Annotated in this window: 19 protein-coding genes, 1 rRNA gene and 1 pseudogene; 6 read left to right on the top strand and 15 right to left on the bottom strand. The window is 41.7% G+C overall.

The window, feature by feature from the left end:
- Positions 1 to 674: 674 nt before the first annotated feature.
- The 4 genes and pseudogenes from IPZ60_RS14030 to IPZ60_RS14015 form a co-directional block, all read right to left on the bottom strand.
- The gene (locus IPZ60_RS14030) at positions 675 to 983 is read right to left on the bottom strand and encodes a hypothetical protein (protein ID WP_194198346.1); all 309 of its coding nucleotides are present in this window, start codon (positions 981 to 983) and stop codon (positions 675 to 677) included.
- A 680-nt stretch (positions 984 to 1,663) separates the two neighbouring features.
- Positions 1,664 to 2,275 (bottom strand): annotated as a pseudogene (locus tag IPZ60_RS14025) (YceI family protein).
- A 152-nt stretch (positions 2,276 to 2,427) separates the two neighbouring features.
- Positions 2,428 to 5,529: an efflux RND transporter permease subunit gene (locus tag IPZ60_RS14020; RefSeq protein ID WP_194198345.1), complete on the bottom strand. Its 3,102-nt coding sequence runs from the start codon at positions 5,527 to 5,529 to the stop codon at positions 2,428 to 2,430.
- Positions 5,526 to 6,884, bottom strand: coding sequence for an efflux RND transporter periplasmic adaptor subunit (locus IPZ60_RS14015; RefSeq protein ID WP_194198344.1), 1,359 nt, complete (start codon positions 6,882 to 6,884; stop codon positions 5,526 to 5,528). The genes IPZ60_RS14020 and IPZ60_RS14015 overlap by 4 nt, the downstream gene beginning before the upstream one ends.
- A gap of 526 nt (positions 6,885 to 7,410) precedes the next feature.
- On the opposite strand from IPZ60_RS14015, the gene IPZ60_RS14300 reads away from it, so the two are divergent.
- Positions 7,411 to 7,539 carry a hypothetical protein gene (locus IPZ60_RS14300; protein ID WP_265087474.1) on the top strand — a complete coding sequence of 43 codons (129 nt, stop codon included), beginning with the start codon at positions 7,411 to 7,413 and terminating at the stop codon, positions 7,537 to 7,539.
- A 106-nt stretch (positions 7,540 to 7,645) separates the two neighbouring features.
- Here the strand turns inward: IPZ60_RS14300 and recG are convergent, their stop codons facing one another.
- The gene (gene recG / locus IPZ60_RS14010) at positions 7,646 to 10,021 is read right to left on the bottom strand and encodes an ATP-dependent DNA helicase RecG (RefSeq protein WP_194198343.1); all 2,376 of its coding nucleotides are present in this window, start codon (positions 10,019 to 10,021) and stop codon (positions 7,646 to 7,648) included.
- Between the two features lie 365 nt (positions 10,022 to 10,386).
- Between recG and IPZ60_RS14005 the strand changes: the two genes are divergently transcribed.
- The gene (locus tag IPZ60_RS14005) at positions 10,387 to 11,376 is read left to right on the top strand and encodes a patatin-like phospholipase family protein (RefSeq protein ID WP_194198342.1); all 990 of its coding nucleotides are present in this window, start codon (positions 10,387 to 10,389) and stop codon (positions 11,374 to 11,376) included.
- 161 nt (positions 11,377 to 11,537) lie between these two features.
- Here the strand turns inward: IPZ60_RS14005 and IPZ60_RS14000 are convergent, their stop codons facing one another.
- The gene (locus IPZ60_RS14000) at positions 11,538 to 12,122 is read right to left on the bottom strand and encodes a hypothetical protein (protein ID WP_194198341.1); all 585 of its coding nucleotides are present in this window, start codon (positions 12,120 to 12,122) and stop codon (positions 11,538 to 11,540) included.
- Positions 12,123 to 12,610: 488 nt separating this feature from the next.
- On the opposite strand from IPZ60_RS14000, the gene argA reads away from it, so the two are divergent.
- Positions 12,611 to 13,933, top strand: a complete 1,323-nt coding sequence (gene argA, locus IPZ60_RS13995; protein ID WP_194198340.1) for an amino-acid N-acetyltransferase — start codon at positions 12,611 to 12,613, stop codon at positions 13,931 to 13,933.
- Positions 13,934 to 14,094: 161 nt separating this feature from the next.
- Here argA and IPZ60_RS13990 read toward each other — a convergent pair whose 3' ends face one another.
- Positions 14,095 to 14,826, bottom strand: coding sequence for an FKBP-type peptidyl-prolyl cis-trans isomerase (locus IPZ60_RS13990; RefSeq protein WP_194198339.1), 732 nt, complete (start codon positions 14,824 to 14,826; stop codon positions 14,095 to 14,097).
- A 461-nt stretch (positions 14,827 to 15,287) separates the two neighbouring features.
- Here IPZ60_RS13990 and IPZ60_RS13985 point away from each other — a divergent pair, with 461 nt between their 5' ends.
- Positions 15,288 to 16,958 carry a mechanosensitive ion channel gene (locus tag IPZ60_RS13985; protein WP_194198338.1) on the top strand — a complete coding sequence of 557 codons (1,671 nt, stop codon included), beginning with the start codon at positions 15,288 to 15,290 and terminating at the stop codon, positions 16,956 to 16,958.
- Between the two features lie 193 nt (positions 16,959 to 17,151).
- Here IPZ60_RS13985 and IPZ60_RS13980 read toward each other — a convergent pair whose 3' ends face one another.
- Positions 17,152 to 18,618, bottom strand: coding sequence for a hypothetical protein (locus tag IPZ60_RS13980; protein ID WP_194198337.1), 1,467 nt, complete (start codon positions 18,616 to 18,618; stop codon positions 17,152 to 17,154).
- A gap of 327 nt (positions 18,619 to 18,945) precedes the next feature.
- Between IPZ60_RS13980 and IPZ60_RS13975 the strand changes: the two genes are divergently transcribed.
- Complete coding sequence (locus IPZ60_RS13975; RefSeq protein ID WP_194198336.1) at positions 18,946 to 19,614, top strand: SDR family NAD(P)-dependent oxidoreductase; 669 nt, start codon at positions 18,946 to 18,948, stop codon at positions 19,612 to 19,614.
- A gap of 113 nt (positions 19,615 to 19,727) precedes the next feature.
- On the opposite strand, the gene IPZ60_RS13970 is transcribed toward IPZ60_RS13975, so the two are convergent.
- The 3 genes from IPZ60_RS13970 to IPZ60_RS13960 all read right to left on the bottom strand — a co-directional run bounded on the left by IPZ60_RS13970 (position 19,728) and on the right by IPZ60_RS13960 (position 23,239).
- On the bottom strand, positions 19,728 to 20,417 hold the full coding sequence (locus IPZ60_RS13970) for a lysophospholipid acyltransferase family protein (protein WP_227669386.1): 690 nt from the start codon (positions 20,415 to 20,417) through the stop codon (positions 19,728 to 19,730).
- 165 nt (positions 20,418 to 20,582) lie between these two features.
- On the bottom strand, positions 20,583 to 22,469 hold the full coding sequence (gene parE / locus IPZ60_RS13965; protein ID WP_194198334.1) for a DNA topoisomerase IV subunit B: 1,887 nt from the start codon (positions 22,467 to 22,469) through the stop codon (positions 20,583 to 20,585).
- 110 nt (positions 22,470 to 22,579) lie between these two features.
- Positions 22,580 to 23,239 carry a YqiA/YcfP family alpha/beta fold hydrolase gene (locus IPZ60_RS13960; protein WP_194198333.1) on the bottom strand — a complete coding sequence of 220 codons (660 nt, stop codon included), beginning with the start codon at positions 23,237 to 23,239 and terminating at the stop codon, positions 22,580 to 22,582.
- 187 nt (positions 23,240 to 23,426) lie between these two features.
- Between IPZ60_RS13960 and IPZ60_RS13955 the strand changes: the two genes are divergently transcribed.
- Positions 23,427 to 23,687, top strand: a complete 261-nt coding sequence (locus IPZ60_RS13955; RefSeq protein ID WP_194198332.1) for a DUF1289 domain-containing protein — start codon at positions 23,427 to 23,429, stop codon at positions 23,685 to 23,687.
- Between the two features lie 38 nt (positions 23,688 to 23,725).
- On the opposite strand, the gene IPZ60_RS13950 is transcribed toward IPZ60_RS13955, so the two are convergent.
- The 4 genes from IPZ60_RS13950 to rrf all read right to left on the bottom strand — a co-directional run.
- Positions 23,726 to 24,067: a hypothetical protein gene (locus tag IPZ60_RS13950; protein ID WP_194198331.1), complete on the bottom strand. Its 342-nt coding sequence runs from the start codon at positions 24,065 to 24,067 to the stop codon at positions 23,726 to 23,728.
- A gap of 77 nt (positions 24,068 to 24,144) precedes the next feature.
- Entirely contained in the window at positions 24,145 to 24,672 is a 528-nt protein-coding gene (locus IPZ60_RS13945) for a CbrC family protein (protein ID WP_194198330.1), read from the bottom strand.
- A 28-nt stretch (positions 24,673 to 24,700) separates the two neighbouring features.
- Positions 24,701 to 25,009: a hypothetical protein gene (locus IPZ60_RS13940; protein WP_194198329.1), complete on the bottom strand. Its 309-nt coding sequence runs from the start codon at positions 25,007 to 25,009 to the stop codon at positions 24,701 to 24,703.
- Positions 25,010 to 25,123: 114 nt separating this feature from the next.
- Positions 25,124 to 25,233, bottom strand: a 5S ribosomal RNA gene (gene rrf / locus IPZ60_RS13935); the annotation flags it as partial.

The following is a 25,233-nucleotide window of genomic DNA, read 5'->3' as shown; positions in this document are numbered from 1 at the left end:
AAGTGATTGTTCACTTCCTAAATACCCTCCCCTTCCGACTGGGTGGCAGTATACTCGGTTTAAAGTGAGGGTCAAGGACTCTTATAAACTATTCTATAATTTGTTTCCGACCCTCATGAATACTGGCTACTTATCAAGGGGTTAGTAATTTGGTGAGCTAGTTAGTTTTTGGGTTTTAACTCTGTAATAGAACTTCGACCTTTTCAGACTTCATGATATTCCTCTATATATCCTTTGCACATCCAAAGTAGATTAGTATAGATGAGTGTGTAAACATCGCAATATCGATAACTTATATAGATAACTAACTTAAAGCAGTTGCTCAGCTATACATTTATATCCAAAACTAAATACGCTTAATTAGATTTCAGTCGTTTGCCTACTTCCATTATTATCTACGAATTAACTTATATAGATGAGTGCAGTTATCTGAGTATATTTTGGCAGCCATCAAGTAAGCTTATTATCAGTCACCTTAGCTTTACCCGTCATTAGAGTCATTGGTCTTTGAAGTTGCTAATCGTCACCTATTCATAACAACACAAAAAAGGCAACCTAACGGCTGCCTTTTTAATTCTGCATATTGTTTTAAGTTTCATCAATGCTAATGAGATAACACGATCAGGTTTATTAAACTTAAGGGCAACCACTCACCATAGAAACTAACTTTCTAATCATAGATATGGTTGTGCAGTTTCTTCTTCAACTTCAACAGTGCCATCACTTTCGGCATCAGCTTGAGCCATATCATCCATACTTCCATCGTCAGTCTGAGCCATGTCATTCATGCTCTCGGCATCAGACATATTGTTAAACTCTTCAGTTTCAGTTTGAAGTCCATTATCCATACTCCCAGCTTCAGTTTGCATAGTAGTATCTGCAGTCGCAGTTTGTACCATTGGTTGTTCAACAGCCATTGCTAGACTTGGAATAGTAAGCGCAGCGCCAGCAAGTAATGATAAAGACAAAGTAAGGTTTTTCATTGATTAATTCCTTGATTTACAGATTTAATGCATCAGTTAAAAATAAGCCTAAACGGTATGTCATGCAGCTCGAATCCATTTAACAAATAGCACTGTCATAAACAAAATTACGATAACTATTTAAGCTATTATCATGTTCAATTTGAGATCAGAACATTATGATCCAATCTTTATCAGTCATAATTTCCGAACACAAGACTACCAATTAATAACTTTGGTTTTCAGTAGTACAAAAATTACCAATCTAACGTGCTTATTTTTTTCTTGTGACATTGTGCAATTGCTATAGCATCTTTGTTATATCAACATGTTGAGAACTATTATTGATAACTCTTAATCTCAAACCCTTATAACTAAACAACATGTGCTCTATTAGTTATTAACCCCTACTTAATAATAAGTACTTATTATTTTTTAGCTCTCTTATCGTTTCTTTAGTGAATTACTCTGAACTCCTTATATTTTCTGAATTTTTGAATTTTTATTATGTTATGGCATTAATTTCCCATATCGTAAGAGTGAAAGTATGTTGGCAACAGTCCGATAACAAAATTTAGTCATCATATTTTCAAAATAATGCGGGTTTTTTTAAGAACATTACATTTACTGAGGGAAATTTTTTCTAGATATTACTATCATAGATTTCAAAAGGACGTCGCAACTCATCGTATTTTCAAATATCAATATGATTGCTTTATAGCTTCAACTTGAATATCTGACTTTACCTTTTTTGCTATATCTAACGCTGTATATTTACTAATGCCCCACCTTGTTCTATCTATAGACGTCGTAAAACTTCCACCACACACCGATTTTTTCGATATCGGATTTAGATAGCAGTTGAACTTGGTGGCAGTTAGCGTAACGGGGTTGGTCTGACCATATAGCGTCAGTAGGCCATCAACTTTCATAGTGTCATCATTAGATGAAAAGCGTCATTTGGTAGAGTTGAAACGAGCCACTGGAAATTTTTCGATATCAAAGAAATCTGCACTTTTCAGCGTGGTATCGAAAGCTTTACTGCCTGTATTTAAGGTATTTAGAGGAATTGAGAGAGCGATATTGCTCTTTTTAGCCGTTGGTTCATAATCAAGCTGACCGCTCAAATTGTAGAAGCCACGAGTGTTCGTTGAAGTATTGAGAGGGTCAATGGCGAAACGTACGTTGGTATGGGTAGAGTCGATATCATAGGTGGTCGCATAACTACTAACGATATCCACTATACTTGGAGATAGACCCAATAGAAGTTTGTGATAGGATAATAAGGCCTTTGAGAGAAAAGCATGACTCATGATGACATTTCTTTGTGCAGTAAATGATATGCCCATCACATCCTTTGTGATCGTCATACACACTCATATAGCGATAAAAAGACAATATCTAATCGATAGATATTGTCTTTTTCATTTTGGTAGTCTGACTTATAAGAGATCAAAGCACCAAATTAAACTTTGCTATCTATAGTTGATTTATCTTTGCCACTTGGTGTCAGCCACTTAGCAAACCAACCTGATACGTCATCCATTAAGGTATATACCACTGGAATAACCACGAGACTGAGTAGCGTTGAGGTCACCAAACCACCCAGTACTGCTGCCGCCATCGGGCGACGGAATGTGGGATCCGCATCACCCCAACCAAAGACCAATGGCAACATGCCAGCGCCCATCGCAATCGTCGTCATAATAATCGGACGGGCGCGCTTAAGACAGGCATCAACCATCGCATCAAACCTTGCTAATCCGCGGTTTTGGGCGATGATAGCGTAATCCACTAACAAGATAGAGTTCTTGGTTGCGATACCCATCAACATAATAAAACCAATCATCGAAGGCATCGACAAGCTGCTATTAGTAATCACCAAACCGATAAAAGCACCACCGATTGATAGAGGTAATGCCACTAAAATCGTAAAAGGCTGTAGCACTTTGCCAAATAGAAGAATCAATACGCCCAAAATACAGATAATACCGACTGACATAGCAATGATAAAACCACTAAACAGCTCAGCCATATTTTCGGCTTGTCCTTGATCAATGATGGTAATTGATGCAGGCAAATTTTGCATCGTCGGAGTCTTTTTAACTGCTTGTACCAGCTCGCCAAGCTCGCTATCTGCAGGCTGTACCGTAATACTGATCGCACGCTCACGATCGAGACGTTTTATCTGAGCAGGCCCTGTGCCGAAATCCAAACTGGCCACTTCACTGATACGCACGCCTTGCCCTGTTGAACTACTGCTAGATACGTATAACCCTTCCAACTGATTGACGTTTTGTTTTGCAACATCAGGCAAACGCACGACGATAGGAATCTGCCGTGTATCCAAATTGAGCTTAGACAAACTTTGCTCATAATCACCGACCGTTGCGATACGTAAGGTAGTCGCGATATCTTGTGTGGTCACGCCTTTGTCTGCCATCGCTAGTCTGTCAGGCGTCACGGTTAGCTCTTGACGCGGCAGACTGCGATCGCTAGTGACTGACCCTGCACCTGGCAATGCACGAATATCTGACATAATCTGCTGCGCGGTCTCTTCTAGTACTTGAGGGTTGCTACTGGTCAGCGAAAAGTTGTATCCCGTCTCACCACCACTCGATAGCCCAACCGTGAAACGAGCACTTGGCACCTCTGACAGTATCGCGCTAATCTTGCGCTCAACCTGCTGTTTCGAATCTCGCGCGGCACGCGGAGCCAATACAATATCCAGACTGCCTATATTTTCTGCTTTACCACTACCGGAATCCGAGTCCATCGACTCTTGTGCCTCACCAACAGACGTAAATATATTAGTGACTTCTGGTAATGCCAAAATACGAGCGCTCGCTAATGCTGCAACCCGTTCTGTATCTGCTAATGCCACATCAGGTGTTAGCTCAATCGCTACTCGTGTCTGGTCAATATCATTATCAGGGATAAAGGCTGTCGGTAATAATTTGACCAATCCTAACGAAGCCACGAATAATACTAGCGTCACGCCCATCGTTATCCAGCGATGATGCAGGGTCCATGTGACTGATTTTAGATACCACGTCATCAGTTTGCTTTGCTTTTCGACATGATGCTTTTCTGGCCTGAGTATGTACGCTGCCATCATAGGCGTAATCAGACGCGCGACCAGTAGAGAGGCAAAAATAGCCAAAGCAGCCGTCCAGCCAAACTGCCGGAAAAACTGACCCACGACACCGCCCATAAAGGCCGTCGGCAAAAATACAGCGATTAAAGTAAAGGTCGTCGCCACTACTGCAAGCCCAATCTCATCAGCCGCTTCCATCGCTGCCTCATAAGGCGTCTTCCCCATCCTTAGATGGCGAATAATATTCTCAACTTCAACGATAGCATCATCGACCAAGACACCGATAACTAAGGATAAGGCCAATAAAGAGATAATATTTAAGCTAAAATCAAACAGATACATTGCTAAAAAGGTAGGAACGACTGAGAGCGGTAGCGCAACTGCAGCCACAATGGTCGCGCGGACGTTGCGTAAGAATAGAAACACCACGATTACGGCTAATATGCCGCCTTCGATTAGCATCTTTATGGAGGCACTATAGTCTTCTGCTACTGGCGTTGCGGTGTCATAAACCTTATCAATCTTAATTTGGCTCATCTCTGCAGTCAGCTTTGCCAGCTCTGCATCGACGAACTCCATGACCTCAACCTCACTAGCACCTCGCGAACGAGTAATGTTAAATGCCACAACGGTCTGCTCATTGAGCTTGGCAAGGGAGCTTGGGTCGGCAGCACCATCAGTTACTTGTGCCATACGCCCGAGCATCTGCGTACCACCAGTCGGCACTGCTATCTGCAAGTCATTGAGCTCACGTGCCCGCTCAACTGCACCCAATACACGAATTGTTTGGGTCGCATTGCCTACCTCAGCCTCACCACCTGCGCTGTCTTGCTGGATACCACTCAACTGCTGCGACAACTGTGCAATCGAGAACTGCAAACCACTTAGCGCAATAGGATCTGCTGCCACTGTAATTTCACGCTCAAGACCACCGATACGACCGACCGTACTGACCCCAGGAATATCTGATAAGCGCTTGGTGATTGTGTCATCAATGAACCAAGACAGATCCTCAACACTCATGTTATCGGCAGCGACTGAATAAGTCACAATCGGAAAACCTGCTGTCGATACTTTAGTAATAATCGGATCATTGGCTGCTGCAGGGAGTTCTCCGCTCACTTCTCCGACGGCTGAACGCACATCGTCGACGGCTTCTTGGATGTCTTTTTCTAATACAAACTCTGTTGCCACCGTAGCAACACCTGTCTGCAACGTCGTGCGAATGCGCTTAACACCTTCTATACTGGTGATTCTATTTTCAATCTTTTTGGCAATGTCATTTTCGATTTGAGAAGGGGCTGCACCAGGGAGGGTGACAGTCACAACAACTGCGGGTAAGTCAATATCTGGAAACTGTTGCACCTTCATTTGCATAAAGCCGTAAATGCCGCCTAACGTTAGGAGCACAAACAGCAAAATAGCAACCAACGGATTTTTAATCGAATAGGCTGAGACATTTAAACTCATGAGCGTGCCTGCTTATCTGTGCCAGTCGTGGTTTTATCGGCAGCCGTGTCAGCTTGGTTACCCGTTTGGACTGCACCGTCCACGACAAGCACTAAATCACCATCATTTAAAAAACTCCCGCCCTGCTTCACAATCTGACTATCGGTAGGCAATGGCTCTGTAATCTCTACGCTATCGCCAAGTCGCTTGCCCAATGTTACTCGCTGTTTTTTGATACGACCTGTGTTTTTGCCATCTTGAGTCTTCATATTAGTAACTAGCATGACATAGTCATAACCATCGTTGCTCACGATTGCGCTGTTTGGTACCGTCTGTGTACTGGCACTGCCTAGTAGGAACTCACCCGTCTGATACATGCCTGACCGTACTTGTGCATTGGCAGCCAAACTGGCATAAATAGTAATCTGACGGTTATTATCTGCCGTTGGCGCAATACGGCTTACCTGACCCATTACAGAGTCGCCACCCGGTAAGCTCACACGTACTGGCGTACCAACATTGACTTCACCGATAAGTTTGGGATCGATATCCGCGCGCCACTCTAAAATACCGCCTTTAATAATAGTAAATAATGGCTCACCACCAGCGACCATACCCACTTCAACCATTTTTTCGCTGATGATACCGCTCACTGGTGCGACCACTCGAGCATTATTCACACTCAAGCGCTGAGTACTTAGTCGAGCTTTTGATGCTTGCAAAGATGCTCTGGCTCGAAGCTCAGAGGTACGATAGCGATCGGCTTCTTGTTTGCTGATGGCATCAATATCGAGCAATGGCAATACGCGCGCAGCGTCAGCACTAGCGTTGGCCAGCGTCGCTTCTGCCTCTGCTACGTCCGCCTCTGCTTGTAGCACTTGCTGCTCCATCGCATCGGTATCGAACATGGCCAATACCTGACCTGCTTTGACGCGATCGCCTTCTTCCACCAAAATACGCTCGATAGCCACGCCGTTCACTTTTGCACTGACATTCGCCGTATCTTTGGCATTGATGGTTCCATCAGCACTTAACGTGTTGCCGATATCATCTTGGCTTGGCGCGATTGTTTCTACTGACAGTACCGCCTGCTCTGTACTACCGTCGCTAGTACCATCACTGAGCGTACTGCTAGCGTCTGGAGACTCTACCGCTTCCGCTTCACCATTTCCCCAATATTTCCCAAGCAGGACACCAATAATCAGCACCGCCACCAAGGCAGGTAACAACCATAATGGTAATTTTGAAAAGGATTTGCCCACCAATGACTCAGACTGACGATACGGTGGTAGCTCAGCTTGTTGAGGGGTTTCAATATTGGAATTTTGCTCGCTAGTCGGCGCTTGCTTATTATCAGGGTGTTTAAAATCACTCATAGTTGGTCTCTATAAATAAGCACGGTACTAACGCCGTAAAAAGCATAAGGGAAACAAGATGATGCAGTCCCATCTTATTAATAAGGGTTTTTAATATTGTAGACTAACTCGTCGAAGGGTCAATTGTGTTAGATACCTGAGGGGTCAGTTTTTGGTCATCATCAGAATATAGTAAGACATTGAACTTCATAAAGATATTGCTACTAGAAATTATAATATGGACAATGACTACAGATTGAAGACGCCAGCATAGCCCAACATTCCTACTTAAATTTTGTGTGCGTGCGCCTCGCCTCTCAAACCCCAATGACCAAATCAAATACATGATTGGAGATTATTGCACCGTATTTAATAAAGATGCTTTTATGACTTAGTGTGACATCACATTGAACTGATTGAGATACGATAAGTGTTGTTTGAATAATAAACTGCAAAAATCAATGATACATACCACCTACAGTTCAGACTTGAATTTACGAGGTAATTTGTCATTATTAAGAGGACCTCATCAACAAAGGAGCCAATCATGGCTAATAAGTCAGAAGTGAAGAAGCTTAAGAAAGAGATTAAAGAGACCAAAGTAAAAGTTAAACAACAGAAGAAAAACCTCAAAGATCTCAAAAAATCACTGAAGAAAGTGAAAAAATCTAAATAGTTTTGCCCTAACAAACAGAAAAGAGGACAGCATTGGCTGTCCTCTTTTCTATTGATCGTCAATTTACTGATTCAAATTGCAGCGCTGATTAACATTGATTAAGTGGTTAAGCATTGGTATAACGACTGGCCTCTGGCATCCAGCGATGTATCAGCTGGCTGACATCGGCTTTACGTGTAGGGTCTGCAATTAAATGCTTGGCCAAACGTTGAGCAATCGCAAACAACTGCTCATCACGAATAAGGTCAGCTAGATAATAACCGACATTGCCAGTTTGACGCTTACCGAGTAGCTCACCCGGCCCACGTAACTCTAAATCTTTTTGGGCAATGACAAAGCCGTCGGTACTATCGCGTAATACATTCAAGCGCTCAGTACCAGTCTCTGATAGCGGCTTTTGGTAGAGCAGCACACAGTAACTTTTAGTAGAACCGCGCCCTACTCGACCACGCAATTGATGTAGTTGCGACAGTCCCAAGCGTTCCGCATTTTCGATGACCATTAATGAAGCATTGGGCACATCAACACCGACTTCGATAACTGTTGTAGCAATGAGCAAGTCTAGCTCTCCTGCTTTGAAGCGCTGCATAATGACTTGCTTATCAGCGGACTTCATCTTGCCATGTACCAAGCCAATACGAATATCCAAACGATCGTTTAAGTCTTCATAAGTCGCTTCGGCCGCTTGTGCATCCAACACGCTAGACTCCTCTACCAATGAGCAAACCCAATATGCCTGCCTGCCTGCCTCACAATTAATAGCAATACGCTCAATCACCTCATCACGGCGGTTACGATCAATGGTCACCGTGGTAATTGGCGTACGTCCCGGTGGTAACTCATCAATGATAGAGGTGTCCATATCGCCATAGACACTCATGGCTAATGTGCGTGGAATCGGTGTGGCGGTCATAATCAGCTGATGCGGTGTACTGTTGGCCACGCCTTTATTGGTCAGTGCCATACGCTGCTCAACACCAAATCGATGCTGCTCATCAATGATCACTAAGCCCAATTTGGCAAACTGTACTTGCTCTTGAAACAAAGCATGCGTACCGACCACAATTTGCACGGTGTTTTCAGCGATTTCCTCCAATGATTCACGGCGTTGCTTAGCAGTTTGCTTGCCAGCGAGCCAGCCAACACCAATACCTAACGGCTCGAACCACTGTTTAAAATTGACCAAATGCTGCTCAGCCAAAATCTCAGTCGGCGCCATTACAGCCACTTGCCAGCCACTATCAAGCGCATAGCCTGCCGCGCCCGCCGCTACTAACGTTTTACCAGCTCCCACATCGCCTTGTACTAGCCGCAACATAGGAATAGATGTCGCCATATCAGCGATAATGTCTCGCATCACTCTTTTTTGTGCGCCTGTTAAGTCAAAAGGCAATGCGCCAAATAAGGCATTGGCCAATGGACTTTGGGTAGTGCATTTAGGGGCTTTATGTTGATGCAATTGTTGGCGTCGATACAATAAACTCAGCTGATGTGCAGTCAATTCCTCAATAATCAAGCGCTGACAAGCAGCATGAGTACGAGCACTCAGCTGGGTTAATAATTTATATTGCTGTCCGGCATCGGTATAAGTGGGCGGCGTGTGTAGTAAGACTAAGGCTTCAAATATCGTCAAATTATAGACATTGTTGTGCGCCGATCGAGCTGCTGCCGTATGGATATCGCTATTAACACCGTTGTTAGTACTACGATTGCTATCATAGTCCGTTGCACTGCCTCTATTAACGCTATTACCAATCATGTTGTCTGGCACGCTACGCGCCAAAGTCGAGAAAATATCTTCTGAATAATCATGTTCTGCTATTAATGACTTCGTTGGCTCAAAAGGCGCTAATGGTAAGTCTGCTACGACACTGAAATCGTTCGCGGTAAACAGTGTCATCGGCAGACCTTGGCTGCGCACTGTCTGTAATGCCAACTTAATCAACGTGCGCAGTTTATTCTGATGCAATCCTTTAACGCTGGGATAAATCGGCTGCAATCCCGTATTGGTCATGGCAACACTGTCAGTGATAATCTGATATTCAGGATGATTCATCTGCTTGCCATATCGACTGACTTTGACTTCACCGAACAGCTGCAACTGTGTACCCAAACTCATCGTTTGCGCAAGTCCACGATAAACCTTAAAAAATCGCAAGGATATCGTCCCTGTATCATCATCTACCACGACCGTCATTCCACTGCGCTTAGTATCGACATGTACCACACGCCCAGTGATTAATCCCGATTGCCCATGTTCTACATCTGCGATGGATACCAGTCGGCTACGATCTTCGTAATCACGTGGTAGATGCAGTAGCAAATCAAATATTCGTTTTATATTCAACTGTGCTAGCTGCTCTGCAACTTTTAGACCCACGCCTGCCAGCGCTGTCACAGGCATATCTATCGCTGAAACTGGCAGCTCAGATCTAAAGTGGTCTGATGAGTGAGCTGAAGAAGGGCTTGTCGATGTTGGCATCAAAGATCCTAGCGAGATTGTTTTATAAGTATTACTGTTTTTAAGTATTATAGATTCGATTTTCTTAGTCTACATTTACTGCATCTTATAAAAATTATAGTTATCAATTTCACATAAAATACTGAGTCAGTATGACTGTCGCTGATAACCTAAATGCACTTCCAAAGTACTATATCTTTTAGATTAAATAAGTCTAACGACATTGTCGTATCTTTGGGATTAAGAGTCTATTAATAGTCCATGACTTATAGTCAGCGATTTCTCAGTATGGGTTTGCAAATATTATTAAGATAAATGAATCATCTATATCATAACAATAACTGATGTATTATTTTCTAACTTATACAACTCTCTAAGGTCTTTTTATGCCTGCTCCCACTTTCAGCCATCCACTCAATCATCATTTATCATTGCTACGTGTGGGTATACTTACTACATTAGGGTTAGTTATCAGTGCTTGTAGCACCTTAACTCCGGCGACTGTTACACCTGTAATTCCTGAAATAGAACCGCCTAGTATAGCCTTAGTATTGGGTGGCGGGGGCGCTAAAGGCTTCGCTCATGTGGGAGTAATCAAGGCACTAGAAGAGAACGGTATTACACCGACCCTCATCGTTGGCACGAGTGTTGGTAGTTTGGTTGGTAGCCTATATGCAAGCGGTTACACGCCTGCACAGCTTGAGCGATTGGCCCTAACGACTAAGGATAGCGAGTTGACTGATTTCACTTTATCCAATCAAGGGTTTATCGAAGGCATCAAACTAAAAAACTTTATCAATGCAAAAGTAGGCGAACGCGCAATAGAAGATTTTCCAATTCGCTTTGCGGCAATTGCTACCGAAAAAAACACGCTAAAAAAAGCAGTCTTTACCACCGGCAATGCAGGACTTGCTGTACAAGCGTCTTGTAGCGTCCCTAATATCTTTATCGCCCCACGCATCCCTGAAAAAGTCGGCAAAAAATATATCGATGGTGGCGTGGTCAGCTTAGTGCCTGTTGATAGCGCTCGTGATTTGGGCGCTGATATTATCATCGCAATAGATGTGACGGATACAAGTGACAGCAATGACCTTGCGCTTAAAAATATACCAAATCTCAACTCCCTCAGCAGCTTTTGGGGATTGCTAGAAAATACGATCACGGCTCAACCAACTACCAATCATAGCGCATCAATGCGTCGTGAACGAGATGGTGCAGATATTGTCATTACTCCTGCTGTCAGTCACATTAGCTCAATAGATACTAGCCAGCGCCGTGCCCTCATTACAGCTGGATCACAAGCCACCACTTCACAAATCAATGCAATCAAACAGTTAATAAAGCAGAAGTCTCAAAGCAAGTATGCAACCCTTTGAACGATAAATAATTAGTCTATCTAAAAATCCAAACTCAAAAAAAAGCACCACAGCGACGGGCTGTGGTGCTTTTTTATAATCGTGTAAACAATGACGAAGAAAATACGATTAAATAAAGTCTAATATTCAAACATCGATGTCGTTTTACACATACACAATCATTATTTTACACGTGCACGATATTTGACTGCGACTGTGTCGTTAAGACCAACGCCTTCCATATCCCAACGTACCGCTTTATAGTATTTCATATCAACATCTTGCAGTTGATTGTCTACTCTCGTACGCAATGGCATACGCGCAAAATTATTACCATCGACACTACCATACGGGAACTCTGGTGCTACCGTACGCATTAATTCTACTTCATCAGGAATACTCATGGTGACCGTCATTTTACGCACACGATCAGCGTTGGTATTGGTAAAATACCCTTGATACTCTAGGACATTGCCTGACTGTAGGCGCGTATTTGCATTGACAGGCACCAAAATCTCTTCACCATTTGCATCCACACTGATCAATGATGCTGTGATTTTGCTATTCACGGCTTGTGCACTTGAACCTTGATTGGCGTTGGTTTGCACAGCAACTGAACTATCCACGGCTTGCTCTGGCGTAGGCAGCATCGCCGAGGCTTGTGTTGTGACGACCATCGCACCGATGAGTGTACCGGCGACAACGTGAAACAAGCGATGACCGCTCCAAGCGCTAAATGGACTAGCAAATTGATTGTTTTTTTTCATGGTTTTCATTATCCCTGGTTAATATATCGGTAGAACGCAATTGGTAAAGCTTGAAAAAATTCTAATATATTGTCAATAACTTATACCCATCGCCACTTATATGGAGCTATATAAGATTTTGAGAACGGCTATTTAGCGCTAGCTGACTTTATATGATTGGGTATACCTATCATGACTCACCTGATGACTGTTGATATGAAATACTATAAAGCTACATCCAATCAAGTGATCGTGTCAGGCTCATTGTTTTTATTGATTATCTGCGTTCGCTATCTGTAAAGCAATAGCGTTTAGCATAACAAAAAGCATTTGTGCGTACACTAACCCCGTGTTGAGGTTGTGTATATCGTCAATCAGCTATAAAGATTCATTAACACAACTGAAATAAAAGATAGCTCATAACGGCATTTTTTGCTATGGTAAATCTTTAGCGACAAGCATCTTTTTGCTACGCACCTTTTCTCATTCTAACGACTGCTGCTCCCATTATGACTACTAGCGCCATGCCCCAAATCAACCCTGAATACGTCCATTGGTTTCGCAACTCTGCTCCATACATAAATACACATCGTGGTAAAACTTTTGTGATTATGTTTGGCGGTGAAGCGGTCAATCACGTCAACTTTAGCACGCTTATTCATGACTTTGCTCTATTGCATAGCCTAGGGATCAAATTGGTACTGGTGCATGGGGCACGACCGCAAATCGAAAAAAACCTAAAAGAAGCAGGTATCGCCTCTCCACTGCATCAAGATATTCGAATTACCCCAAGAGCAGCAATGCCTTCTATTTTACAAGCGGTAGGCGCGATTCGCTTGCAACTTGAAGCACAACTATCGATGGGACTTGCAAACTCACCGATGTATGGCTCACGCATTGATGCTATCTCAGGCAATTTTGTGACGGCGCGTCCTTACGGTATCCGTGATGGTATCGATTACCAAATGACTGGCGAAGTCCGTTCTATCGACGTTGAAGCCATCAAAAATAACCTACTACATGACCATATCGTTATTTTGGGTTCAATGGGTTATTCAGCGACTGGCGAAGTTTTCAACTTACTTGCTGAAGACGTTGCACTCAATGCCGCCGTCGCACTTGGTGCAGACAAACTAATATTCTTGGGTGAAGAAGCTGGCATCAATGATGGTGATCGACTATTGCGCGAGATGATTCCAAACGAAGTCGATCGATTCTTGCGCGACCGTGACCTGAATTGCGAAATTAATTATTTCTTAAATTGTGCAAGTTTGGCATGTCGCAAAGGTGTTCATCGCACACATATCATCTCTTATGCCAAAGACGGTGCATTGCTAGAAGAGCTTTTCACTCGTGATGGTTCTGGAACACTGATTAGCCATGACCCTTACGAAGAAATCCGTCGGGCCAATATTGATGACGTGGTTGGCTTGATTGAGCTCTTATCGCCTCTAGAAGAACAAGGCATTTTGGTCAGCCGCTCGCGTGAGTGTTTAGAACAAGAGATTGACCATTATAGTGTCATTAAGCGTGATGGTATGATTTTGGGCTGTGCAGCCCTTTATCCATTGGACAAGGATTCTGCAGAAATTGCATGCGTTGCTGTACATCCTGAATATCGTAATGGTAGCCGAGGTGCTGATTTGCTGGCATTTTTGGAACAACAAGCACGTAGCCATGGTCTGCATAAACTGTTTGTGTTGACGACTCGCACAGCACATTGGTTTGTCGAACAAGGCTTTATGGAAGTTGAAGCAAGTGCACTGCCTGAAGCACGTCAAGAGCAATACCATAACGGTCGCAACTCTAAAGTATTCCAAAAGAATCTTTAGTAAGTTAGCAGAATGCTAATTGAGAGCACCTTGATTGAATGAACACGCTTAGAATTTAAAAAGCTCGGTTGAAAATGAAAAAGTTCAGTCACAAAAAAGCCCTCTTAAATCAGAGGGCTTTTTTATTATTTAGTACTACGCTTAATAAGTATGAATACTCATTATTTCACTGATAATAATTCAACAGTAAATACTAGCGTACTGTTAGGCTCGATGCCTGCATTACCAGCTTCGCCATAAGCAATGTCTGACGGGATATAGAACTCGTATTTGCCGCCCTCTTTCATCAACTGTAAACCTTCTGTCCAGCCAGCGATAACTTGATTTAATGGGAACTCAATTGGCTCACCACGCTCATAAGAGCTATCAAATACCGTACCGTCAATCAATTTACCTTCGTAGTTCACTTCAACCACGTCAGTTGCTTTTGGTGATTTACCAGTACCCGCTGTTACTACTTTGTACTGTAGGCCAGACGCAGTTTGTTTTACGCCTTCTTTTTTAGCATTCTCTACCAAGAACGCAGCGCCTTTGGTTTTATTCTCTTCAGCTTTTGTTTCCATATCTTTGACGAACTTTTCTTCTTGCTCTTTTTGATACGTCGTCAATACTTCTTGCATTTGCTCTTGAGTCAATGCTGAATCAGTACCTTCATAACCATCACGGAAGCCTTTTTCAAAAGTGTCAAGATTCAGATCGCCGACCGCTTCTTTATTTCCTTCAGCCATCATATATCCTAAGCTGTAACCGACCTTTTCGCTTGCTGAACTTTGTTCGGTAATTGAAACACTTTGAGCAGCCGTTTCTTGGTTACCATTATTTGTGCTACAGCCTGTTACTAACAACATAGCACTAGCAAGTGCACTAACGCTTAAAGTAGTGATTTTTTTCATAAAGTACTCTCAAATTGTAAGAATAGTGGCGAGATGTCACATGGTTCTATAATAGCAAATCTTAGTTTTAGGAGCCATGTTTGGAATAAAATTATCGGACGAGTGTACAGTATGTGTTAATATTTATATATATAATAACAAGTTATCACACAAATATAGTAACAGGTTAAGCTTTCTGTCTTTAAATCTACTGACACATCAGCTAAGCTGAACCAGTTAAGGTGATAAATAGTCAAGTGTTTACCCTATCAGAGATATCTAAATATCAGCAATAAAGTTATAAATACAAAGTACACAGATATTTTTTGATAAGACTAACGACTCGAAAATTAGAATATCACTCTATAGCTCATTTTGAAAAATACTATTTATTATAACCATTATGTATTGGTCACATTCAATATCAGCAACATTGGCGATATTGTTTGGCAGCCTCTGTATGATGATTAAAGGAGGATCAAATGAATCCAATGTACACGTCTTTTAACGGTTATCTTGGTGGGCCTATCGGCTCCATTATCGGTGCTATTTTAATATTTATCATTGGCTGGTTGGTTGCACTTGGTATTGCAGCCCTAGTTCGTAATGTACTATCTAAGATCAATCTTAACCAACGTATGAGTTCTTCAACAGGTAAAGCCTACGACCTGGAAGGTATTATCTCCAAAATTGTATTTTGGTTTATCTTTATCATCGCGATCTCTGGAGCGCTAAACCAATTGAATTTGAACTCAATTTCAACACCGTTTGCAAATATGATCAATCAAGTGTTGGCATTTATTCCTAATCTCATCGGTGCTATCGCTGTTGGTGTTATTGGTTGGGTTGTGGCTACTGTTGTGCGTACCGCCATCAATGCGGCATTGGCTAAAACATCAATGGACGAGCGTTTGAGTGCTCAAGCTGGTGTAAAACCAATGAGCAGCACCATTGCAGATATGGTTTATTGGTTCATTTTATTAATTGTTTTAACTATGGTACTTGGTCAATTACAGCTTGATGGTCTATTTGCACCACTGACTAATATGGTTGATAAAATCTTCAGCTTTATTCCTAATATCTTAATTGCAGCTGTAGTCTTTGTCGTTGGTTATATCATTGCTAAAGTAGTACGTGGCATCGTAACCAACCTTGTATCTACGTTTAATGTGCAAGAACTTGCTTCAAAAGCAGGCTTAAGCGAAAAAAATAGTTTGCCTAACATTGCTGGTTCATTAGCATTTTTAGTGGTTATTATACCAACTATTATTGCAGCCTTAAATGCTCTAAAGATCGAAGTTATTGCTCGTCCTGCGACGAACATGCTGAATAAAATCATGGAAGCCTTGCCAAATATCTTTATGGCAGCCGCCATACTAGTGGTAACTTTCTATGTAATTCGCATGGTTGCCAATATCATTAAAGGTCTTATCGAAAACACTCAAATCAATCAGTTGCCAGCCAAAGTTGGCCTGCAAGAAACGATGGGCGATAAAAAAGTATCTGACCTAGTTGGTTATGCCATTGTTTTCTTTGCAATGCTGTTTGCTGCCATTGCCGCTGCTGACTTATTAGGTTTTGAGCCTATTTCAGCTATCATCACGATGTTCATTGCCTTTGGTGCTAATATCATCTTGGGTGCGATTATCCTATTCATCGGATTCTGGCTTGCTAACATTATTGCGGGTGTGGTTGAGCGTTCTGAGCAAGGCTCACAATTCCTAGCAAATATCGTACGTGTACTGATCATGGGCTTAGTACTAGCCATGGGTCTAAAAGCGATGGGTATCGCGGATTCGATTGTTAACCTAGCATTTGGTCTAACATTGGGCGCAGTAGCCGTTGCTTTTGCCCTATCATTTGGTCTTGGTGGTCAAGAAGCAGCAGCACGCTTCTTACGTAAGATGCAAGATAAGATGGATCATGAGCGTACTGAAGCCAAAGCAAAATCTGCGCTTCAGCCAAATACATCAACTCAAGAAAAAGTGGCTGATTCAGTTCGTGAGAACACGCCTTCGGCTACAAGCACATCAACTGACGACTTGCGTACAGATGTAGTGGATACCACTCCTGTTAATACTGATGACATCAGTAATGATGGCAACGTATTACTACCTGGTAGCAGTTTGAATGACGATATCAATAATAAATAAATAGTTATCCTTAATTTCCAAATATAAGAAAGACAGCCTAGGCTGTCTTTTTTTATGCACTTGATATAGTCAGTTTAATATAATTTAGATACAAGGAAGCCGAGTGAAAGTATTACAAGTAGTAGACTAAGCGAGACTGACACCGTATCCAATTTATAGAGGATTGACTATACAATCGCTCATGCATTACCTATCACTTTTCCTTGCGTGCAGGAATAGAGAGATTTAAGTGTACTTGAGGCCGCCCATTTACTTGGCTATCTTTTCTAATAGCTTTTTTTGTTGCCCCCATTTTTGAGTCTGTTTGTTGGATTGGCTGTGAACTATCATGCTGATGCTGAATATCTTGATGTTTAAGACGTTGCAGTTGCTTGGTTAGCTGACGTTCACGTTGAGTCATGGTATCGACTGGCTGAATCCATAGATCAATATCGATGAAAGTATCATCAGCCTCAGTGATAAAATCAATACCCAATACAATAACATGATGAAGCTCAATTATTGGTAAGCGTGTGGCGACATCCTTTGCAATCTGTGCCAGCTTTGGTTGGACAGTTGCCTTGCTATTATGTCCTGTGGCCTCCTGACCATAAAACACTAATACATAATGTCGACCCAAACTTTCATAAGAATGTTGATGTACGACATAGCCATCCTTTTGCAATGAGGCACTTTGTTTGAGATGTCTATATATCGTACGGATAAGCTCGTGGCGTGAAAACAAAGACTCATCGAGCAGTTGTTGCTGCCAGTAAACAAGCGGTACGTCTAACTGATCGTCAGTATTGGTTTTTTGCTTTTCACTATACGTCTCTATCATTTGCATACTTAGCTGAGACCATAGCATTGCTGCTTGCAACATATGCTGATGATACATCTGCGCAGTTGTACTTTGGTTTTTGTATGCGAGCGTTATGGCTACAAGTGCTGGGTTAGGCTCATCCTGAGCCTCATTTTTAATGAGTGCGTTATCAACGGCAATAGCAGAGACAAATAAATCTGGACTTTGTAAGAACTTCTTAACCAATGCCTCTTCTGATTCAAAGCTTGGCACATGACTCGTGGCTGAATGCTGTAACTGCTCTAGATGATATGACAAAAAATGCCATAACTCACATGGTGTTCTTACCGCTGCTGCTATCGAGTACCAATCATCCCAGCTAAATACTTGTAGCTGCTGCGTGTTCTCATTCATATCCACCACTAAGTCTTCTAAAAAATAACGAGCACCGAAACTGTGTTTCAGTCGCTGCAAGACATTGTGTTTTTTATTATCTTTATCGTTTTGAGCAGCGCTACTCCTTCCTCCTACAAGCTGAATATCAAAGATCAAAGCCTCATAACTGACTGCATCATTGTCTTCATTTTTAGACAGTGATGCTTTGTACCATGAAAGCGCGGCTTTTACCGCGATCATACGTACAGCCTCAATATTAGCCAATCCCGTATCAAACGGTAAGTATAGTGTTAGCTCCAGCAGCTGTAGTTTGCCAAGTGTTAATTGATATTGATAGTGACGCGCAATATACTGAGCATTATAGTCATGCTCAAGCATATGCATACCAGTTAAAGCGACTGCGGTAGCATCTGTTTGTAAGTAACAGGCCAGCTCGGTAGTCAGATAGCCCCAGTCGGGCATTGTAGAAATCGAATGGGACACAAGTTCCAACCTTTTATTATTGAATGGATATGTTGTATGGTATGTTATTTTTGCTTATAAGCACGATGAAACACAGTCGCTTTCACAGTGATGAATTGTTATGATGATATCAAAGTAGCATCACTTATACACGAATTTGTAGATACAGACTGCCTTTGATTATCTCTATCTTATAGAGTCAAAAAAATACTGAGATAAGAAAGCAGAGCACAAGCGATATACTATTACGGTTAGTTAGTTTAGCGACGTAACGATTCTATAGTGAGCAGAATATACACTCATCACACTTATTTAATCATTCTCATATAATAACAAGGATTGAACAATATGAAGCGCTTTAAAGAAAAGACCGTCATCATAACAGGCGCAGACTCAGATATCGGTCGGGCAACCGCGCTACGATTTGCACAAGAAGGGGCTAACTGTATCATTGTTGGTATTAATTCTGATATCTTAGGATACATCTACGAAGATCTGCCACAAGATCATACCTGGATTAACACTGGTAACCACCTTACCGTAACCAGTGATATCAATGATCCAACCCAAACAGCAAGACTAGTAGAGCATGTACTCGAGAAGTATAATCATATTGATGTCATGGTCAATATAGACACTGCTGTTGGCATTCATCAGTCAGTTATACCAGAGTTAATAAAAACAAAAGGTAATATCGTTAATATATCAGCACTGACTGATCTATCAGCAGACTGGAGTATTGACACGTATAAAGCAGAACAAAAGAAGCTGACCGAACTTACAAAGAAACTGGCATTAGAAAACATACCAAATAATGTGCGTATTAACGCGGTCACTGCTGGATTTGTGACAACGGATGTCAGTTCAAACTCATTCGTTACTCACTCGCCACTAGGAAAGACAGCCACTCCTTTCGATGTCACAGCAGCTGTGATGTTTCTAGCCAGCGATGATGCCGCTATCATTACTGGTATGAACTTGCCTGTCGATGGTGGGGTTAGTACCTTCACAAATTAGACCAAGTAAGAAATCTTCAAAAATACTCTTAGCCCTTATTTAAAAACCCCCTGATATACATATATCAGGGGGTTTTTAAATAAGGGCTATTATAATAACTGCTTCAAAACGTTTTAATTAGCTGAGTCATTCACATCTTGTAGAGGCTGCGATAAACGCTCAGGGTGTCTTGGAATCACCCCTTCATACTGCTCATAGATTTTCGGCAAGTCAGTATCAATATCACCACTAGGATAGACCAGAGACATAAAGCGTATCTCTTTAGTATTGTAATCCATAGCGACTGGTAAAATCGGTACACCAGCACCCACTGCCAAATAATAAAACCCTGTTTTCCACTTCTCGGTATAGTCACGTGTGCCTTCTGGTGACAACCCTAAAAACAGTGGTTCACCCGTTTTAAATTTATCGATACTCGATTGCAGCACCGATCCCTTGTCGCCACGATCAATGGGGATAATACCCATCCAACGTAGTAGTTGCGCAAGGACTGGTACTTTAAATAAAGTATGCTTACCCATGATACTAATCTGCAAATCTAGCGCAAACAGACTGGGGATCGCATACACACCATCGACATTAGAGGTATGCGGTAGCGCAAGCACAACTGCCTGCGAAATATTGGGTATCTCACCAACGGTAGTCCATCCCGAGGCTTTTAGCATGGTTGACGCAATGAGAGGTGCAATTTTATTACCACGTCTTGGAACTAAATCACCGAGCTGTGCTCTACTGAGCTTGGGTAAAATTTTAGATCGCTTAGACGAAGAAGCTTTAGAACGATTAGAAAACCTTGATGTCATGATGGCACCATATAATAAAAGATACTTATATGATAACATTAAGCTTATGCGTCTAAGTTGAGTTTTATAAGCTTTTATTACCTATCAAAACCTCCATTTATGAACCATCCATAATAAGATACCTGTGAATAAGTGCGCTTATCACGAGCAAGCTAATAAAATCATTTATGGAATGTTAGCCAAATTGCCTTTATTCTCAAGCCATGACTTGCGATCAGATGCCCGTTTTTTTGCGAGCAACATATCCATAACACTATTAGTGAGCACCATATCGTCCATATCTAACTGAACCAAACGTCGAGTATCACGGTTCATAGTCGTTTCACGTAACTGCTCTGCACTCATCTCACCCAAACCCTTAAAACGGGTAATTTGAGCTTTTTTATTGCCCGGTACATTGGCCAAGATATGCTCAAGTTCAGGCTCATCTAATGCATAATGTACTTCTTTGCCTACATCAACACGGTACAAAGGCGGCATCGCCACAAACAAATGTCCTGCGTCAACCAATGCAGGAAAATGCTTCACAAATAAAGCGCAAATCAATGTCGCAATATGCAATCCATCAGAGTCAGCATCCGCTAAGATACATACTTTGTCGTAACGCAGCTCAGATAAGTCATCAGAAGCTGGATCAACACCGATAGCGATAGCGATATCATGAATCTCTTGGCTCGAAAGTACTGTATCTGAAGATACTTCCCACGTGTTTAGAATCTTTCCACGCAGCGGTAATATCGCTTGATAATGACGATCTCGAGCTTGCTTAGCACTACCACCAGCAGAGTCTCCTTCTACTAAGAATAGCTCTGCCCCATCACGCAAATCACCGCGACAATCTGCCAATTTACCCGGTAATGCAGGCCCTTGCGTTATTTTTTTACGAGCGACTTTCTTAGCAGATTTAAGGCGACGTCCTGCTTTATTGATGGCCAACTCTGCAATTTGAGTACCCATGTCTGCATGTTGATTTAACCACAGGCTAAAAGCATCTTTCGCTAAGGTCTGAACCGCTCCAGCAGCTTCGCGACTAGATAAACGCTCCTTGGTTTGACCGGAGAACTGCGGCTCAGAAAACTTAAGCGACAGGATATAGTTCACCCCATCCCATACGTCTTCTGCTGTCAGTTTTACACTACGAGGCAGTAAGTTATGAATATCACAAAATTCACGCAAGGCTTCCAAAATACCCGTGCGTAATCCATTGACGTGTGTACCACCCTGAGCCGTCGGGATAAGGTTCACATAGCTTTCTTGAATAGGCGTACCACCGTCGGGCAACCAAGACAACGCAAAAGTAATGCCTGCACGCGCACCGTCTTTGGCTTCATGGTTATAATAAAATGGTACTTCTGGCAAAGTCTCAAGACCGTCTAGCTGCTCATTTAAATACTCAACCACACCATCGGTAAATTGCCACACAACTTTTTCATTATTAATCTCATCGGTGAACTCAATCGTTAGCCCAGCGGCCAAAACTGCCTTAGCTTTCAAGTTATGCTTCAGCTGTTTAACATTGAATTTCGGCGAATCAAAAAAACTACCATCAGCCCAAAAGTGTACTTTGGTACCACGCTTACGCTTGTTCGAGCTGATAGCTTCAGTCAAAGGTGTGACTGGCGCACCATTTTCAAACGCCATATCAAACTGTGTGCTATCACGCCATACCGTGACCTCGACCCGTGTTGATAGCGCATTGACGACAGAGATACCTACACCGTGCAGGCCGCCTGAAACCTCGTAATTGGAGGTCGAAAACTTACCACCCGCATGTAAACGGGTTAAAATCAGCTCAATACCTGATTGATTAAACTCTGGATGGATATCGGTCGGCATGCCGCGACCATCATCTTCAACAGACAGCGACCCATCACTATACAGCTGAACTTTGATGGTCTTTGCATGACCAGCCAATGCTTCATCAACTGAGTTATCGATAACCTCTTGTGCCAAATGATTAGGGCGCGTGGTATCGGTATACATCCCTGGGCGACGACGTACTGGCTCAAGTCCTTCTAAAACTTCTAACGATTGCGCATTATATTGACTCACAAATGCATCCTTAATTATTCATGTACGATTAATTCTATTAAGCCATTATAACGAAAAATAGCGACGGTAACGCTAATAGTCCGTCGCTCACGTCATATAATGTCGTCTATTTAGGCTTGTACTAAATTCTGTAGGATATCCATCACCATCGGTAGCTGCTCCCCAAAGTCACTAAAGCGATGATCGCCACCTGTTTGTACTGTTACCGATGCACCCTGCGTTTGATAAAAAGCTTTAGACAACTCAGAGCTCAATAGCTCATCACCTTTTTTGAGCAATACAGCGACTTTATTAGGATAATTGATGGCTGATAGTTGATTTGCTTCAAACCATTGCAAATCAGCATTGGTGATATCCCAGCCGCCTGCTGTTGAATGTAGAACATAATCTTCAGACAACACTTTTTTACCACTATCGATTAATACAGACTCATCAGCAAACCGTTGTAGCGTAATATGTGGCTGCGTACTAGGATTTAATAATAACGCTGAGCAACCGATATGGTTACTGATTAAGGTAGAAAAGTAGCCACCCAATGAGCTACCAACTAATACCGTATTGGAAGGTTCAATAGTCTCATTTTCAGTATTGTTATTATTTAGACTCTTCATTAATAATAGTATTTGATTAAAAACTTGGTTGGGCGTTTTATTCAAATCAGGACGCAATACATTAATATCAGGATGATACTGCTGACAGTATCTCTCTAACAATAATCCTTTGGTCGAGTTCGCATTACTGTCCAACCCATGAATATAAATAATGTTCACGTATTGTCTCACTTATTAATTTTGTTATGATTGTCTTATATAGGCTAGTGACGCTAAGCATAGCACCCGCTAAACAAAAATAATAACAATAAAACGGCACACTATTAGTCAGTATTTGCGACATAATAATGTTTTACAATAGGATTATACAAGTTAAAGGAATAACGATAATAGCAGTGGAGTCGCCATGAATCAGCAGTTTGAACTGTTCGAGATTGCCAATCCATGCATTGGTGTATGTCAAAGTAATAAAAAAGGCTATTGCTTTGGTTGCCTGCGAAGTCGAACGGAACGCCAACGATGGCATGATATGACAACAGAGCAGCAACGTGAAGTGCTACGGCTCATCGTTGGGCGTAAACAGCGTATTGAACAAATGAGACAACGTAAAGATGAGCAGTTGCGATTTGATTTTGAAGAAGTGGTTGAGGTTGGGAGATTTTTTTAGTCTTGAAAAAAAATAAATTAGATTTTGTTTATCTCTAACTATTCATCATATAATTTAATAGTACTGACTGATAAATCGTGGACTAATTCAGTGTACTCAAATGTGAACCAAGAACTATGTGACTCGAATGTGACATTAACAGGCGCTTTGATTCTACCATGAGTGAACTCTCCGACTTCACACCTAAATATAGTATCAAAATTTTCTTCAAAACAGTCTCCCCAACAGTTCTGATCTTCATCATCAACTAGATATATATTCGGATGATGGTTCAAAGCATCTAAATCCCAGTTACATAAGCTAGGATGATTCTCTTTAATCCAGTTTAAGAGCTTTTCTGTACCATAAACTGTGATAGCACTTCTATTTAAATATTTCAATTCAGACTACTCCTCATTAATTTATGCACAGCTGAAAGATTAATCCGAACGCAATAAACAGTAGTCCGTAGCCTTCTTTAACTAAAATCAGCATAGAACTTATACTCACCACAGACTCTACATTTGAACTTATAAATCACTGTATCACCACTATTATTGTATGACTGCAATATGATTGACCAAGATTCAGCTGTCATATATTCATCAGCTAGAAACTGATCTAAGCTTTTATTTTGAAGACCTTCTAAGTCTGATCTCTTAGCACCCCCGTGAAATTCACAAGCGTCATTGCAGTGTGATAACCATCGCTCTTGTTGCCAAGAAATAAAGCTCGGTGTACGCTCACATACTTCTCTAACAATTTCTTTATCGATGCCATCAGATAATAATAGATGAGAGTCTGAAAATGATCCGCTAAATTTCTCAGCAGCAGAACTATCCGCTATACACCATGGGCAGATCGTTTGGATATCATGGACTGAAAATATGGTAGAAGTAGCTCTAAAACCCGCAGACTTACCGCAACATTCACAATTTTCTTCTGTTTGCTCAATTGCACCTGTAGCAATTGGGTCTGGATGATATTTAAATATGGGTAGTATCATAGCCTTTAACAGTAGTAGTAGTTTTAAGCTAATTTTCTAAGATTTCTTGCACCCAACCGTTCCAGTTATCTGCGCCTAAATTATCCACTACTGTATCAGGATATTCTAGCTTCCACCATGTCAAAACTTCTAAGTATTCATCCTCAGATAATTTAAACGGCCACCATACGTCCATTCTTCCATCTTGATCACAAGGATCGTTTCCATTCAAGAATAACTCATTCAAGAATTTATGTGGCGGAAAATAACCAGAAGTATTAATCATACCAAAAATTCCATATAGCACTTCCGTGTCTTCTGTAAGTACCTTTTTGGCTAAAGATATTTTATCTTGCATAGTTAATACTCGATATTAAATAATTTGCAACTTACATAGTATATTAATAAATATTTCTCAGACAAAGAAAATCCCCCGGCTAGATAACTAGTCGGGGGATATTTCAGTATAGAGAGCTGACGATGACCTACTCTCACATGGACGAATCCACACTACCATTGGCGCTACGATGTTTCACTTCTGAGTTCGGGAAGGGATCAGGTGGGGCCATCGCGCTATTGTCG

The sequence above is a fragment of the Psychrobacter sp. NG25 genome (genome assembly GCF_015234355.1).
Lineage (GTDB): Bacteria > Pseudomonadota > Gammaproteobacteria > Pseudomonadales > Moraxellaceae > Psychrobacter.
The sequence above is the reverse complement of the archived record's forward strand: the minus strand, read 5'-3'. Positions and strand labels throughout refer to the sequence as shown.

Bases quoted from the DNA above. Each gene is read 5' to 3' on its own strand.
- IPZ60_RS14030 (WP_194198346.1), bottom strand. From the start codon at position 983: ATGAAAAACCTTACTTTGTCTTTATCATTACTTGCTGGCGCTGCGCTT.
- IPZ60_RS14020 (WP_194198345.1), bottom strand. From the start codon at position 5,529: ATGAGTTTAAATGTCTCAGCCTATTCGATTAAAAATCCGTTGGTTGCT.
- IPZ60_RS14015 (WP_194198344.1), bottom strand. From the start codon at position 6,884: ATGAGTGATTTTAAACACCCTGATAATAAGCAAGCGCCGACTAGCGAG.
- IPZ60_RS14300 (WP_265087474.1), top strand. From the start codon at position 7,411: ATGGCTAATAAGTCAGAAGTGAAGAAGCTTAAGAAAGAGATTAAAGAG.
- recG (WP_194198343.1), bottom strand. From the start codon at position 10,021: ATGCCAACATCGACAAGCCCTTCTTCAGCTCACTCATCAGACCACTTT.
- IPZ60_RS14005 (WP_194198342.1), top strand. From the start codon at position 10,387: ATGCCTGCTCCCACTTTCAGCCATCCACTCAATCATCATTTATCATTG.
- IPZ60_RS14000 (WP_194198341.1), bottom strand. From the start codon at position 12,122: ATGAAAAAAAACAATCAATTTGCTAGTCCATTTAGCGCTTGGAGCGGT.
- argA (WP_194198340.1), top strand. From the start codon at position 12,611: ATGACTACTAGCGCCATGCCCCAAATCAACCCTGAATACGTCCATTGG.
- IPZ60_RS13990 (WP_194198339.1), bottom strand. From the start codon at position 14,826: ATGAAAAAAATCACTACTTTAAGCGTTAGTGCACTTGCTAGTGCTATG.
- IPZ60_RS13985 (WP_194198338.1), top strand. From the start codon at position 15,288: ATGAATCCAATGTACACGTCTTTTAACGGTTATCTTGGTGGGCCTATC.
- IPZ60_RS13975 (WP_194198336.1), top strand. From the start codon at position 18,946: ATGAAGCGCTTTAAAGAAAAGACCGTCATCATAACAGGCGCAGACTCA.
- IPZ60_RS13970 (WP_227669386.1), bottom strand. From the start codon at position 20,417: ATGACATCAAGGTTTTCTAATCGTTCTAAAGCTTCTTCGTCTAAGCGA.
- IPZ60_RS13955 (WP_194198332.1), top strand. From the start codon at position 23,427: ATGAATCAGCAGTTTGAACTGTTCGAGATTGCCAATCCATGCATTGGT.
- IPZ60_RS13945 (WP_194198330.1), bottom strand. From the start codon at position 24,672: ATGATACTACCCATATTTAAATATCATCCAGACCCAATTGCTACAGGT.
- IPZ60_RS13940 (WP_194198329.1), bottom strand. From the start codon at position 25,009: ATGCAAGATAAAATATCTTTAGCCAAAAAGGTACTTACAGAAGACACG.